Below are 13,924 nucleotides of genomic sequence, written 5' to 3' on the forward strand. Positions count from 1 at the left end.
AAAGTTGCCGTCAAACGTCCCTGAATGGCGTATCATTCATAAGGTTTTTTCTTACGGATGATATGCACGGGAGATGCCATGAGTTGGCAGCAGTTCAAATCTCAATACCTGGTGCGCTTTTGGGCGCCGCTGCCGGCGGTGATCGCCGCCGGGATCCTTTCTACCTACTACTTCGGCATGACCGGCACCTTCTGGGCGGTGACCGGCGAATTCACTCGCTGGGGCGGCCATGTGCTGCAGTGGTTCGGCCTGCACCCCGAGCAGTGGGGCTATTTCAAGGTTATCGGCCTGCAGGGCACGCCGCTGGAGCGCATCGACGGGCGCATGATCATCGGCATGTTCGCCGGCTGCATCGCCGCCGCGCTGTGGGCCAACAACATCAAGCTGCGCCAGCCGCAGCACCGCATTCGCATCGTGCAGGCGCTGCTGGGCGGCATTATCGCCGGCTTCGGCGCGCGCCTGGCGATGGGTTGCAACCTGGCGGCATTCTTCACCGGCATTCCTCAGTTTTCGCTGCACGCCTGGTTCTTCGCGCTGGCGACCGCCGCAGGTTCGTACTTCGGCGCCAAATTCACGCTGCTGCCGATGTTCCGCATCCCGGTCAAATTGCAAAAGGTGAAGGCCGCCGCGCCGCTGACGCAGAAGCCTGAGCAGGCGCGCCGCCGCTTCCGGCTGGGCATGGCGGTCTTCGGCCTGGCGGTGGCTTGGTCGCTGTGGACGCTGTTCGATGCGCCGAAGCTCGGTATCGCCATGCTGTTCGGCATCGGCTTCGGTCTGCTGATCGAACGCGCGCAGATCTGCTTTACCTCGGCGTTCCGCGATCTGTGGATCACCGGCCGCACCCACATGGCGAAAGCCATCATCATCGGCATGGCGGTGAGCGCCATCGGCATCTTCAGCTACGTGCAGCTCGGCGTGGCGCCGAAAATCATGTGGGCCGGCCCGAATGCGGTGCTGGGCGGCTTGCTGTTCGGCTTCGGCATCGTGCTGGCCGGCGGTTGCGAGACCGGCTGGATGTACCGCGCGGTGGAAGGGCAGGTGCACTACTGGTGGGTGGGGCTGGGCAACATCATCGGCGCCACGCTGCTGGCCTATTACTGGGACGATCTGGCGCCGGCGCTGGCGACCGACTACGACAAGATCAACCTGCTCGACACCTTCGGCCCGATCGGCGGCCTGCTGGTGACCTACCTGCTGCTGGCGCTGGCCTTCGCCGCCATGCTGTGGTGGGAGAAACGCTTTTTCCGCGCCCGGCCTGAGGCGCAGGTGGTGAATTTGAGGAGCATGCCATGAAAGAGACGACGATAGTGCCGGACTACCGGCTGGACATGCTGGGCGAGCCTTGCCCGTACCCGGCGGTGGCGACGCTGGAGGCGATGCCGCAGCTGAAGCCGGGGGAAATCCTGGAGGTGATCAGCGATTGCCCGCAGTCGATCAACAACATTCCGCTCGATGCGCGCAACCACGGCTACAAGGTGCTGGATATCCAGCAGGACGGGCCGACCATCCGCTATCTGATCCAGCGTTAACGCCGAGGCGGTGGGGTTCCCCACCGCCTTTTCGCGTTTTATCCCTTCACGACATCGCCTTTCACTTCGGCAACAATCTCGAACGAACGCAGCCGCGCCTGGTGATCGAAGATCTGGCCGTTGACCATGATCTCGTCGGCATCGGTTTCACGCAGCAGCGTTTGCAGCCCGTGGCGCACGGTTTTTTCATCGCCGACGATCGACATCCGCAGCGCCTGCTCGACGCCGTATTGCTCACCGGCGGTCCACAGCGCGTGGATGTTATCCACCGGCGGCGGCAGCGGGCCGGGCGACCCGCGGCGCAGGTTGATGAATTGTTGCTGCATCGAGCTGAACAGGAAGCGCGCATCGCTATCGCTGTCGGCGGCGATCACGTTGACGCACACCATGGCGTGCGGTTGCGCCAGCTGTTTGGACGGTTTGAAGTTTTCGCGGTACAGCTGCAGCGCCTGGAACAGCATATCCGGGGCGAAGTGCGAGGCGAAGGCGAACGGCAGGCCAAGCTGCGCCGCCAACTGCGCGCTGTAGAGGCTGGAGCCGAGCAGCCAGAGCGGCACGTGCAGCCCCTGGCCCGGCACTGCCTGCACCGGTTGGCCGGGCTGCGCGTCGCAGAAGTAGTTTTGCAGCTCCTGCACGTCGCGCGGGAAGGTATCCACATCGCCGGACAGGTGGCGGCGCAGCGCCATCATGGTGCGCTGATCGGTGCCGGGCGCGCGGCCCAGCCCCAGATCGATGCGGCCGGGATAGAGCGACTCCAGCGTGCCGAACTGCTCGGCGATCACCAGCGGCGCATGGTTCGGCAGCATCACGCCGCCGGAGCCGAGGCGAATGCTCTGGGTGCCGGCGGCCAGATAGCCCAGCAGCACCGAAGTGGCGGCGCTGCCGATGCCGGTCATGTTGTGGTGCTCGGCCAGCCAGTAGCGCCGGTAGCCCCAGCGTTCGGCGTGCTGTGCCAAATCCAGCGAACAGTGGAAAGCGTCGCGCGCTTTGGCCCCTTGCGGGATTGGCGATAAATCCAGTACCGACAGCGGTACCGCAATGTTTTCAGTCATAACATCGTCCATCAGAGAGTGGATCGCTTAAAGGGCGATTGCAGGAATCTGCATACCAAAAAGCCGAAAATGATGCTTTTTAGTGTTAAAAGCATAATCCAATTTATAGTTATAAAAGAGGAGATATGTGCTTGTGATATCCTCATGAGAGCAATGGTGTTTTTTGGAGCAATTTGAGATATGGAAATGATGATCCCCGCCCGCCGCTTACCGTTCCGGGAGCCGACATAATGAAAAAAAAGACGCTGTTTACCCTGTTGCTGATGATGGTGGCGATCGCATTGGCGGTCCTGTTCCGCGCGCACAATCAGGATCTGTTACTGCAGGGTGAAGTGGACGCTCCCGAAGTGATCGTCGCTTCCAAGGCGAAAGGCCGGGTGGTTGAACGCCTGATCGAACGCGGTGACGACGTGAAAAGCGGCCAGCTGATTATCCAGCTCGACAGCCCCGAACTGATGGCGCAGCTGCGTTCCGCGCAGGCCACGCGCGACGAGGCCAAGGCGCAGCTCGATCAGTCGCTGCACGGCACCCGTGAAGAGAGCATCCGCAACCTGCGCGCCAATCTGGCGCAGGCCGAAGCGCAGTACCGCAATGCGCAAAACGACTACAACCGCAACCTGAGCGTGGCCGGCAAGGGCTACATCTCGAAGTCCGAGCTGGACGCTTCGCGCCGGGCGCGCGACACCGCCTTCCAGCAGGTGCAGGCGGCCAAGGCCAACCTGGACGAAGGCATCAACGGCGACCGCGTCGAGCTGCGGCAACAATACGCGGCGGCGCTGCGGGCGGCGGAAGAGAACCTGCTGCAGATCCAGGCGCAGAGCGACGATCTGCAGGTGAAAGCGCCGGTGGACGGCGAAGTGGGGCCGATCCCGGCCGAAGTGGGCGAGCTGCTGAACGCCGGCAGCCCGCTGGTGACGCTGATCCGGGTGCCGGACGCCTACTTCGTGTTTAACCTGCGCGAAGACATCCTGGCCCACGTGCGCAAAGGCGACAAGGTCAAGCTGCGGGTGCCGGCGCTGAAGGACAAAATGATCGACACCGAGGTGCGTTACATCGCGCCGCTGGGGGATTACGCCACCAAACGCGCCACCCGCGCCACCGGCGACTTCGACCTGAAAACCTTCGAAGTGCGCCTGTATCCGTCACAGCCGGTGGACGGCCTGCGTCCGGGGATGAGCACCTTATGGCAATGGAAAGAGTAAGGGCCGGCTGGCGCTGCTTCAGTCACGCGTTCGACAAAGAGTGTCGCGTCGCCTTTCGCAGCCCGGTGGTGCACTGGCTGAGCTGGATCTTTCCGCTGATCCTGTTTGGGCTGATCAGCAGCAACTTCTCCGAAGGCACGCTGCTCGATCTGCCGGTCTCGGTGGTGGACAGCGATCACAGCCCGCTGTCCAAGTCGCTGACCCGGCGGCTGGACGCCGGGTCGCACGCCCACGTCGAGGCCTACGGCGGCGGGCTGCCGGAGTCGCTGAGTCGCCTGCGCAGCGCGCAGGATTACGCGTTGCTGTACATTCCGCCGGACTTCGAGGCCAACGCGCTGTCGGGCAAACAGCCTAGCGTGGTGATGTACTACAACGCGCTGTTCTACGGCGCCGGGCTGTACTCCACCCAGGACTTTGGCGGCCTGATGAACGAAATCAACGCCAGCACCCGCAGCATCATCGCCACCGAGATGGGCAAAACGCTGCCGCCCTTGGCGGACGTGACGCTCTCCTACGGCAGCCTGTTCAACGCCAGCGGCAGCTATATCTATTACCAGCAGTTCGCCGCCACCATTCACCTGCTGCAGCTGTTCGCGGTGACCTGCATGATCTACGTGCTGGCGCGCAGCAAATCGCTGCTGCAGACCAAGCCGTTCAGCCTGGCGCTGCTCGGCAAGCTGGCGCCGTACACGCTGTGTTTCACCACCCTGCTGATGGTGGAGATCGCGGCGCTGGTGGGCATCTTTGACGCCCGCGTCAGCGGCAACCCGCTGTTTATGCTGATGATCGGCCTGTTTTACGTGATGGCGGCGCAGAGCATCGGCCTGCTGCTGTACACCTTTACCGGCAGCACCATCACCGCCTACAGCCTGATCGGTATTTTGGTCAGTATCGCGATGACTTTCTCCGGCATGGCGGTGCCTGAGCTGTCGATGCCGCTGCCGGCGCGCATCATTTCCAACATCGAGCCGCTGACCCACGCGCTGTACGCGATGTTCGACGTGTTCCTGCGGCAGGTGCACGCCAGCGCCATTTTCAGCGTGTGTGCGCTGCTGGCGGTCTACCCGCTGGTGGCCGCGCTGCTGGTGCGCAATCGCCTGCCGGCGCGGCTGGCAAAAGAGGGGAACGCCGGATGAAGCTCTATTGGCAAACCTTCGTTAAGGTGCTGCTCGGCATGCTGGAGCGGCCGGTATGGCTGATGCTGATCCTGTCGCTGTGCATCATGAGCATGGTGTACGCCAACCGCACGGTGTGGGATCTGCCGGTGGGGGTGGTCGATCAGGATCACAGCACCGCCAGCCGGCAGCTGATCCGCCAACTGGACGCCACCTCCAAGATAGCGATCGAAACCTACGACAGCCTGGAGCAGGCGCAGCGCGATCTCAGCTGGCGCAAGCTGTTTGCGGTGATCATCATGCCGGTGGATCTGGAGAAGAAGATCCTCAGCGGGCAGAACATCGTGGTGCCGGTGTACGGCGACGCCACCAACCGCCTGGCCAACGGCCAGATCCAACAGGACGTGGTGGCGGCCTACCAGCAGCTGCTGACGGAGTACAACAACGGGCTGCTGCTGCGCAGCGGCTTCAGCGAACGGCAGGCGCAGATACTGCTGACGCCGATACTGGGGCAAACGCTGGACGTGTTTAACCCCGGCATCAGCTTCGCGGCGATCATCTTTCCCGGCCTGCTGGTGATGCTGTTGCAGCACTCGCTGCTGATCGCCTGTATCCGCGTCAATATCGCCATGAAGAGCATGCCCGGCGGCAAGGCGCCGCTGGCGGCGCACCTCGGCGGGCTGACGGCGCTGCTGCCGATCTGGCTGTTCCTGTCGATCGTGCTGTTCGTGCTGTGGCCGTGGGTATTGGGCTATCGGCAGACGGCGAACATCGCCGAACTGCTGCTGCTGACCTTCCCGTTCCTGCTGGCGGTGCTGGGGCTTGGCAAGCTGGTGACCGAGTGCCTGCGCAGCGTCGAAATGATCTACCTGACGCTGGCGTTCATCACCACGCCGATCTTCTACCTGTCCGGCACCATCTGGCCGCTGCAGTCGATGCCGGCCTGGGTGCGCGCCATCTCCTACAGTATTCCCTCCACCTGGGGCACCAAGGCGATCGCCGGTGTCAACCAGATGGGGCTGTCGCTGAACGAAGTGTGGGGCGACGTGATGATGATGCTGGTGCTCGGCGTGGTCTACACCCTGCTGGGCTTCGGCGTCGGCTTCTTGCGCAACAGCGTGGCGCTGCGCGGGATGTTCAGGAAACGGCGAGTGTAGGGAACCAATAAAGGCGCCATATTCGGCGCCTTTATTATTTCGTATTATCGATATGTTTAAGGTTGTTTATTTAGCGGGATGTCTATTGTTATTTTGATTTAATTTCTTATATTGACTTTGGTAATTGTCATTGTCGACCTGTTTAGGGAAATAATGGTTGACGTTATTTTTATCTATAACGTGTTATTTAAAGGATGATATAAATATGTCAACAATAAGAGAGCTTACTTCTGATGAGATGAAACTGATTGGCGGTTGCCGGTGGCTTGATGGGGGCGGTCTCTTGCGCCGATAACAGCCCCGCAGGGAATAATAAGAATAACGGTGGTGCCTTGGGTGGCAATAAAAACGCCAATAGCGTTAATGGGCAGTGTCGATGGTGATGAGAATATCGCTTTTACCGTTTCAACAATAGAGGGTGGGTTATGGCCAATAGACGTCTTTTAGACCCGCTTTGTAATATGATGGCGCTAACGTTGAGCATGTTACTTGTCTCGCTCTCCTCGCTAAGTATTATTTCATACGGAGAACATTTGGTAGATGCGGTCATCGCGGTTTTTACTTATTTTGGTATCAGAAGCTGCTGCCAGATGTGTGTAAGTTTATTCCATTGGTTCCACGGCGGAAATAACCGTATTCATCTTGATAAATAAACAATGCCGGCGACAGAGCGCCGCCGGCACTGTCCTCGCTAAGACACCAACTCCAATCCCGCCACGCGGCGCCAGTAGCCGTTGCAGTCGGCGTGATCGGTCAAGGCCAAGGGCTTTTCGCCGCGTTCGTTGGCGCGGAAGGCATCGATTTGCGCCAGCGTCTCTGCGCCCTGCGGCGACAGCCGCACGATGTCCACCAGCCCCTGCATGCTCGGCAGCTCGTTGCCGAGGTTGTAGCAGTAGCCGCTCATGGTCTGAATGCCGTTGAGCACGAACACCTGCTGCTGTTCCTGCGAGCGCATCATGCGGCCCTGCGGATACTTGATGCAGCAGGTTTCGCACTCGTCCTTGCCGCGGTTCTCCGAGCGGGCGGTGAAGCAGCGCGCCGAATAGGCCAGCGGCAGGTGGCCGTAGCTCAGCACCTCCACCTCGAAATCGTGGCGAAAGCCCAGCTCGTCGCACTGTGCCAGCAGGTTGGTCAGCCAGTCGCGCGACAGCTCGACCGGCATGCACCAGCGCATCATGCCCTGGCGGCGCAGCAGGCGCAGGGTATAGGCGTTGTAGCAGTTCAGCGCATGGCCGGCGACGAACGGCAGACCGCGCTCCGCCGCCATGTTCACCGCGCCCAGATCGTTGGCTTCAAACAGGAACTCGCCGTTCTCCACATAGCGTTTCAGCTCATTCAGCTCGGACGGCGCCTGCAGCAGCGCCAACGTGGAGATCACCACCTGCTTGCCGCTGCGGGCGATTTCGCGCGCCAGCGCCAGCCAATCGCCGACCTTCATCTCGCGCCGCTTGGTGCAGACGCTCTCGCCGAGGTAAATGATGTCGGCGCTGCTCTCCGTCGCCTGTTGATAGAACGCCGCGATGTCGTTTTTCGGCCAGTAGTAGAGCACCGGCCCCAGTGCGTATTTCATGTTTCCTCCGGCTACTGCCATTTGCGGTGATAGGCGCCCAGCGTGGTTTGGGTGCCCTCGGACATCGCGCCCAGCGTCTCCATCCAGGCGGCGTCGGCACGGTAGGCGGCCGGATCGGCCTGGCAGCGGTCGATCGCCTGGCGCCAGACGCGTGCCACCTGGCTGACGTAAGCCGGGCTGCGCTGGCGGCCTTCGATCTTCACCGAGGCGATGTTGGCGGCCAGCAGCTCCGGCAGCAGCTCCAGCGTATTGAGGCTGGTGGGCTCTTCCAGCGCGTGGTAGCGCACGTCGTCCACCAGATAGCGGCCCTTGCACAGCGTCGGGTAACCGGCGTTTTCATGATCCTGGTAGCGGTCGATCAGCACGTCGTTCAGGCGCGACTCCATACCCTGCGGGGTTTGCTGCCAGCGCACGAAACGGGCCGGCGAACAGGCGCCGACGGTGTTCGGCGACTCGCCGGTCAGGTAGGAAGAGAGATAGCAGCGCCCCTCGGCCATGATGCACAGGCTGCCGAAGGCGAACACTTCCAGCGGCACCGGGCTGGTGCGCGCCAGCTGTTTCACCTGATGCATCGACAGCACGCGCGGCAGCACCACCCGGCCCACCTCGAAGTTGCGCTGGTAGAAACGGATCGCCTCCTCGTTGGTGGCGGAGGCCTGCACCGAAACGTGGCGCTCCAGCTGCGGGTAGCGCTGGGCGGCGTATTCCAGCATCGCCAGATCCGCCAGAATCAGCGCGTCGGCGCCCAGCTGGGCCGCCATATCCACCGCGCGCTGCCAGCGGGCGTAGCCGTCGGGATGGGCGAAGGTGTTGATGGCGATATGCAGCTTGCGGCCGTGGCGATGCACGTAATCGACCGCTTCCTGCAGCTTTTTCTCGGTGAAGTTGAGGCCGGCGAAGTGGCGCGCGTTGGTATCGTCTTTCAGGCCGATGTAAACGGCGTCGGCGCCGTTATCCACCGCGGCCTTCAGGGCCGGCAGGTTGCCGGCGGGACAAAGCAGCTCCATAGATTTATCCTGGCTTAGCCGTGCACCCGGCCGGGCGCACGCTGTCTTTAAAGGTTGCCGACGGCGGTGTTCCGCCGGCAAACGCGAATCGGGGAGGCCATTTTAGGCAAAGGGGCGTACACAGGTTTTGATTTGGGGCAGCTTATGGCGTATTGATAAACATGGCGGTGAAATGCACTATTTGTTGATATAGACCGCTGAAGCCGCGCGCCAGTGTGGCAAAATAGCGGTAGTCCGTATTGAAAGGAGTGGATGACCGTGTTGGAACAACTACGAGCACGCCTTGTGCGCCAGGGGCCGTCGCTGCTGCGCATCCCGCTGAAATTCACGTCGTTCGCCCTGCAGCGCCAGCTGCTGCAACAGGTGCTGAGCTGGCAGTTCCGCCAGGCGTTGGCGGATGGCGATCTGGAATTTCTCGAATCGCGCTGGCTGAAGATCGAAGTTCGCGATCTGGCGCTACAATGGTTTATGACGGTAGAAAACGACAAACTGGTGGTCAGCCAGCACGCCGAAGCGGACGTCAGTTTCAGCGGCGACGCCAACGATCTGATCCTGATCGCGGCGCGCAAGCAAGATCCGGATACGCTGTTCTTTCAGCGTCGGCTGCAGATTGAAGGGGATACCGAATTGGGCCTGTATGTGAAAAATTTGATGGACGCCATCGAGCTGGAAAGCATGCCTGCGCCGCTGCGCATGGGGCTGTTGCAGTTGGCTGATTTTGTCGAAGCAGGGTTGCAGGAGGGCACGGCGTCGGCTTCCCGTGTGGCGGTATCATGCTGATCCGCGTAGAGATCCCGGTAGACGCGGCGGGCATAGACGCCTTGCTGCGCCGCGCCTTTGGCCGCGACGACGAAGCCGATCTGGTGCAGCAGCTGCGCGAAGACGGCCTGCTGACGCTGGGCGTGGTCGCTACTGACGACGAGGGCGGGGTGGTGGGTTACGCCGCGTTCAGCCCGGTGGACGTGGCCGGCGAAGATCGCCAATGGGTGGCGCTGGCGCCGCTGGCGGTAGATGAAAGCCTGCGCCGCCAGGGGCTGGCTGAAAAGCTGGTGTACGAAGGTTTGGATTCGTTGAACGAATTCAGCTACGCCGCGGTGGTGGTGCTGGGCGATCCGGCCTACTACGGCCGCTTCGGTTTTAAACCGGCCGCCGCCTATGGCCTGAACTGCCGCTGGCCGGACACGGAAAGTGCGTTCCAGGTGTATCCGCTGGCGGAAGACGCCCTGAATGGCGTCAGCGGCGAAGTGGCTTTTTCGGCGCCGTTTAATCGCTTTTAACGACCGGCAATAGATACTCCAACGACAGCGGCGGGTGATTCACCAGCCGCTCTTTTTGTATTTTGCTCAGCTGTTTGACGCGGTATTCCAGCTTCAGCGCCGTTGAGCGATCCCCCACCTGGCAGTGAAATGCCAGCGTCAGCTCCCCTTTTCCGCGCAGCGCCTTGGCGCCTTTGCCGGCTTGATGCTGCGCCAGGCGGCGCGCCACGTCGGTGGTGATGCCGGTATACAGCATGCCGCTCGGTAAACGCAGCATGTAGAGGTGCCAGGGAGTGGGGGAGGTGTCGGTCATCGTACGCCGCTTTGGTGGCCAGGGTCGGCGTATGATGGCATGTTCGCCATCACAATCCCATCCCCGGCCGCCGGTGCCCTACCGCTTTACCCCTTTTTTCCCGCCAGCTCGAAGCGCGGCGAGACGATGCCGTACAGCGTCCAGCCGAGGAAGGTGGCGATGGCGCCCCACATCATCGCTTCCTCACCGGAGCTGTAGAGCGCGTAGAAGCTGTACAGCGCGCCGATGCCGGCGATGATATTGGCGATGCGCGCCTTGTTGTCCGGCACCTTCGCCACTTTCTGAATAATGACCAGCGCCGCCATCGACAGGATGTAAGGGATGATGTTGGTCACCACCGCCAGGTTCACCAGCACGTTGAACTGCTTGTTCAGCGACGGGCTGATGGTCATCAGCGACAGGCCGCTCTGGATGACGACGATGGTCAGCATGCCTTTAACCGGCGCGTCGGCCTTGCTCAGCTTGGAGAAGATTTTCGGGAAGAAGCCGCTGTCGGCGGAGGATTTGAACACCTGAGCGATGGTGAACTGCCAGCCGAGCAGCGAGCCGACGCAGGACATGACCATCAACGCCATGATGATCTTGCCGACCGTCGGGTTGAACATGTGGGAGAACGCCAGCCCGAACGGGGCGGTAGAGTTGGCCAGATCCATGTTCGGCACGATGCCGGCGATCACGTTGGTTGAAATGATATAGATCACCGCCGCGCTGAGGGTGCCGCCCAGTACGGCGATCGGCACGTTGCGCTCCGGGTTTTCCACCACGTCGGTGTTGGCGCAGGCGGATTCCAGCCCCAGGAACGCCCACAGGGTCATTGAGATGGAGGCGCCGATGGCTTCGAAGGTCGGCACCTGATGCGGGTTCCAGGCGGCGACGTAGGCGCTGCCGCTGAACCAGTACCAGCCGATGACCGAGATGCCCACCACCGGAATGATCACGCCCCAGACGGTGATGCCGCTGATTTTGCCGGTGATGCGCGCGCCGCCGAAGTTGGCGACGGTCGCCAGCCACAGCACGCCGATGGTGGCGATACAGATCCCGAGCGGGCTGAGGGTGGTATCGAACAGCTCGGTGCCGTAGCCGACGGCGGAAATGGCGATGGCGATGTTGGCGATCAGCAGCGAAACGCCGTAGGTGTAGTTCGCCATAAAGTTGCCCGATTTGCCGAAGGCGTATTCGGCGTAGCCGCCCATGCCGCCGGATTTACGGCTGAACATGCCGCATTTGGCGAAGGCGTAGGCCAGCGCCATCGAGCCGACGGCGGTCACCAGCCAGGAAACGATCGAAATCGTGCCCACTTCGGCCAGCTTGGTTGGCAGCATAATTATGCCGGAACCCATCATATTCACGGCGGTCAGGATCGTTAATTGCACGACCCCCATTTTATTATTGGACTTACTCATGATCATTTTCTCTTTTAGGATGCGATCCGGGCGGCGAGAATCATCGCCGCCCCGTAAGGTGATTAATTTTTCATGACGTAGCCGTAAGCGCGGTTCCAGCCATCCTCATCCTGTTGGATATAAACGCCCTGCAATTCCGGCGCGAATCCCGGCAATAAGTTGATGCCTTCTTCCAATGCCAGGAAATAACGCTGCGCGGCACCGCCCCAAATTTCACCGGGCACCACGCACAGCACGCCCGGCGGGTAAGGCAGGGCGCCTTCGGCGGCGATGCGGCCCTCGGCTTTAGCCAGCGAGACCAATTCCACATTGCCGCGCACGAACTCGGTATTGGCGTCCTGCGGATTCATCACCACGCGCGGGAAATAACTTTTGCGGAACATCTCTTTTTGCAGTTCTTTAACGTCGTAGCTGACGTAAAGATCGTGCATTTCCTGGCACAGCTGGCGGATGGTGTAGTTTTTGTAGCGCTGCTGGTGGTTTTTATAGACCGCAGGCAGCACCTCGCTGAGCAGGGAGTTTTGCTCGATGTGCTGCTCGAAGCGGGCGATCAGGGCCACCAGATGCTGCATCTTGGCGATGTCTTCCGCCGGCGTCAGCAGGAACAGGATCGAGTTGAGATCGCATTTTTCCGGCACGATGCCGTTTTCACGCAGGTAGTTGGCCAGAATGGTCGCCGGGATGCCGAACTCGCTGTAGCTGCCGGTGGCGGTATCGATGCCCGGCGTGGTGAGCAGCAGTTTGCACGGATCGACGAAGTACTGTGATTCGGCATAGCCCTCAAAGGCGTGCCATTTCTCGCCGGGCACGAAGTTGAAGAAGCGCAGATCGTTGGCCATCGCCGCGGTGTCATAGGCCTGCCACGGCTTGCCGTCGATCTGATCCGGCACGAACGGTTTGATCATCGTACAGGTGTCCAGCAGCATTTTGCGCGCTTCGATCCCCACGCGCACGCACTCCTGCCACAGACGCTGGCCGCTCTTGCCCTCGTGCATCTTGGCGTTGACGTCCAGCGCGGCGAACAGCGGGTAGAACGGGCTGGTGGAGGCGTGCAGCATGAAGGCGTTGTTGAAGCGCTTGTGGTTGCAGTAGCGGCTCTGCCCCTTGATGTGCTTGTCTTTTTTGTGGATCTGCGAGGTTTGTGAGAAGCCGGCCTGCTGTTTGTGCACCGACTGGGTGACGATGATGCCGGGATCGTTCTCGTTCAGCTCCAGCAGCAGCGGCGAGCAGTCTTTCATCATCGGAATGAACTGCTCATAGCCCACCCAGGCGGAGTCGAACAGGATGTAGTCGCACAGGTGGCCAATCTTGTCGACCACCTGGCGGGCGTTGTAGATGGTGCCGTCGTAGGTGCCGAGCTGGATGATCGCCAGGCGGAACGGGCGGGCTTCGTTGGCGCGTTCCGGCGCCACTTCGCGGATCTGTTGGCGCAGGTAGCGTTCGTCGAAGCAGTGCGCGTCGATGCCGCCGATAAAGCCGAACGGGTTGCGGGCGGTTTCCAGATAGACCGGCGTGGCGCCGGCCTGGATCAACGCGCCGTGGTGGTTGGATTTATGGTTGTTGCGGTCGAACAGCACCAGGTCGCCGCGCGTCAGCAGGGCGTTGGTCGCCACCTTGTTCGAGGCCGAGGTGCCGTTGAGCACGAAGTAGGTCTTGTCGGCGTTGAACACCTTGGCGGCGTGCTGCTGCGCAGCGCAAGGCGCGCCTTCGTGGATCAACAGGTCGCCCAGTTTGACGTCGGCATTGCACATATCGGAGCGGAAAAGCGTTTCGCCGTAGAAGTCGAAGAACTGGCGGCCCGCCGGATGTTTACGGAAGAACTCGCCGCCCTGGTGGCCGGGGCAGGCGAAGGTGGCGTTGCCCATTTCCACGTACTGCGTCAGCGTGTTGAAGAACGGCGGCAGCAGCTCGCTCTCATATTTGGCGGCGGCGGCCTCCAACTGTTTGCCGTAGAACTGGGTATTCTTGCCGCACAGCTCAAACACGCCATGCAGCGCCGGCAATACGGCGTTATCCAGCTCTTCTTCGCAGCAGACGGCGACGAACAGCGGAATGTTGAGGCCGTGCTCTTCAATGCGCGCCACCATGCCGTGCGTGACGTCGTCTACCGACAGCACGATGGCGGCGACGTCATTGAAATCGCTGTGATGCACATCGACGATGTCGCGTTCAGTTTCAAAGCAGCCGAGGGTTTGGGTGTTGGCGGCAATTTTTAATTTTTTCATTTTTCTCATTCTTCAGGCAAAGGCAGTCCGTCGGCAAATAATTCCATTTGCCGCTAACGCCTTCACGAAAATAAAGGTGTGCGAGAACCCAGCGA

13 protein-coding genes are annotated in these 13,924 nt (G+C 61.2%); 7 read left to right on the forward strand and 6 right to left on the reverse strand.

The features are described from left to right. Positions 1 to 78 precede the first annotated feature (78 nt). Positions 79 to 1,293, forward strand: coding sequence for a selenium metabolism membrane protein YedE/FdhT (gene yedE / locus ACJ8MK_RS19515; protein ID WP_016929320.1), 1,215 nt, complete (start codon positions 79 to 81; stop codon positions 1,291 to 1,293). Further along, a complete protein-coding gene (gene yedF / locus ACJ8MK_RS19520; protein WP_004933486.1) occupies positions 1,290 to 1,529 on the forward strand; it encodes a sulfurtransferase-like selenium metabolism protein YedF in 240 nt (79 codons plus the stop codon). Before yedE ends, yedF begins: the two co-directional genes overlap by 4 nt. A gap of 38 nt (positions 1,530 to 1,567) precedes the next feature. Here the strand turns inward: yedF and ACJ8MK_RS19525 are convergent, their stop codons facing one another. Continuing rightward, on the reverse strand, positions 1,568 to 2,581 hold the full coding sequence (locus tag ACJ8MK_RS19525) for a luciferase-like monooxygenase (protein WP_172448237.1): 1,014 nt from the start codon (positions 2,579 to 2,581) through the stop codon (positions 1,568 to 1,570). Positions 2,582 to 2,811: 230 nt separating this feature from the next. Here ACJ8MK_RS19525 and ACJ8MK_RS19530 point away from each other — a divergent pair, with 230 nt between their 5' ends. Genes ACJ8MK_RS19530 through ACJ8MK_RS19540 form a run of 3 tightly spaced genes read left to right on the forward strand, consistent with a single transcriptional unit; the run spans position 2,812 to position 6,055 of the window. After that, positions 2,812 to 3,783, forward strand: a complete 972-nt coding sequence (locus ACJ8MK_RS19530; protein WP_033636831.1) for an HlyD family secretion protein — start codon at positions 2,812 to 2,814, stop codon at positions 3,781 to 3,783. After that, positions 3,765 to 4,919 carry an ABC transporter permease gene (locus tag ACJ8MK_RS19535; RefSeq protein WP_101427668.1) on the forward strand — a complete coding sequence of 385 codons (1,155 nt, stop codon included), beginning with the start codon at positions 3,765 to 3,767 and terminating at the stop codon, positions 4,917 to 4,919. The genes ACJ8MK_RS19530 and ACJ8MK_RS19535 overlap by 19 nt, the downstream gene beginning before the upstream one ends. After that, positions 4,916 to 6,055 (forward strand): ABC transporter permease, encoded by a 1,140-nt coding sequence (locus ACJ8MK_RS19540; RefSeq protein WP_049213112.1) that lies wholly within the window; start codon positions 4,916 to 4,918, stop codon positions 6,053 to 6,055. The genes ACJ8MK_RS19535 and ACJ8MK_RS19540 overlap by 4 nt, the downstream gene beginning before the upstream one ends. Positions 6,056 to 6,746: 691 nt before the next feature. On the opposite strand, the gene ACJ8MK_RS19545 is transcribed toward ACJ8MK_RS19540, so the two are convergent. Together ACJ8MK_RS19545 and ubiU are read right to left on the reverse strand one after the other, a co-directional pair. Then, positions 6,747 to 7,625 (reverse strand): U32 family peptidase, encoded by an 879-nt coding sequence (locus tag ACJ8MK_RS19545; RefSeq protein WP_442517982.1) that lies wholly within the window; start codon positions 7,623 to 7,625, stop codon positions 6,747 to 6,749. Between the two features lie 11 nt (positions 7,626 to 7,636). Continuing rightward, positions 7,637 to 8,632, reverse strand: a complete 996-nt coding sequence (gene ubiU / locus ACJ8MK_RS19550) for a ubiquinone anaerobic biosynthesis protein UbiU (RefSeq protein ID WP_015376422.1) — start codon at positions 8,630 to 8,632, stop codon at positions 7,637 to 7,639. A gap of 258 nt (positions 8,633 to 8,890) precedes the next feature. Here ubiU and ubiT point away from each other — a divergent pair, with 258 nt between their 5' ends. Together ubiT and ACJ8MK_RS19560 are read left to right on the forward strand one after the other, a co-directional pair. Further along, on the forward strand, positions 8,891 to 9,412 hold the full coding sequence (gene ubiT / locus ACJ8MK_RS19555) for a ubiquinone anaerobic biosynthesis accessory factor UbiT (protein WP_442517983.1): 522 nt from the start codon (positions 8,891 to 8,893) through the stop codon (positions 9,410 to 9,412). Next, the gene (locus ACJ8MK_RS19560) at positions 9,406 to 9,909 is read left to right on the forward strand and encodes a GNAT family N-acetyltransferase (protein WP_033648656.1); all 504 of its coding nucleotides are present in this window, start codon (positions 9,406 to 9,408) and stop codon (positions 9,907 to 9,909) included. Before ubiT ends, ACJ8MK_RS19560 begins: the two co-directional genes overlap by 7 nt. On the opposite strand, the gene ACJ8MK_RS19565 is transcribed toward ACJ8MK_RS19560, so the two are convergent. The 3 genes from ACJ8MK_RS19565 to speF all read right to left on the reverse strand — a co-directional run bounded on the left by ACJ8MK_RS19565 (position 9,896) and on the right by speF (position 13,829). Continuing rightward, the gene (locus tag ACJ8MK_RS19565) at positions 9,896 to 10,201 is read right to left on the reverse strand and encodes a GIY-YIG nuclease family protein (RefSeq protein WP_139291246.1); all 306 of its coding nucleotides are present in this window, start codon (positions 10,199 to 10,201) and stop codon (positions 9,896 to 9,898) included. The two genes, ACJ8MK_RS19560 and ACJ8MK_RS19565, sit on opposite strands and share 14 nt — an antisense overlap. Before the next feature lie 86 nt (positions 10,202 to 10,287). Beyond that, positions 10,288 to 11,604: a putrescine-ornithine antiporter gene (gene potE, locus ACJ8MK_RS19570; protein ID WP_025305085.1), complete on the reverse strand. Its 1,317-nt coding sequence runs from the start codon at positions 11,602 to 11,604 to the stop codon at positions 10,288 to 10,290. Positions 11,605 to 11,666: 62 nt separating this feature from the next. Continuing rightward, positions 11,667 to 13,829, reverse strand: coding sequence for an ornithine decarboxylase SpeF (speF, locus tag ACJ8MK_RS19575; protein ID WP_033648654.1), 2,163 nt, complete (start codon positions 13,827 to 13,829; stop codon positions 11,667 to 11,669). Positions 13,830 to 13,924: the final 95 nt, after the last annotated feature.

This window comes from Serratia sp. CY38905, from assembly GCF_052168875.1.
Classification (GTDB): Bacteria; Pseudomonadota; Gammaproteobacteria; order Enterobacterales; family Enterobacteriaceae; genus Serratia; species Serratia sarumanii.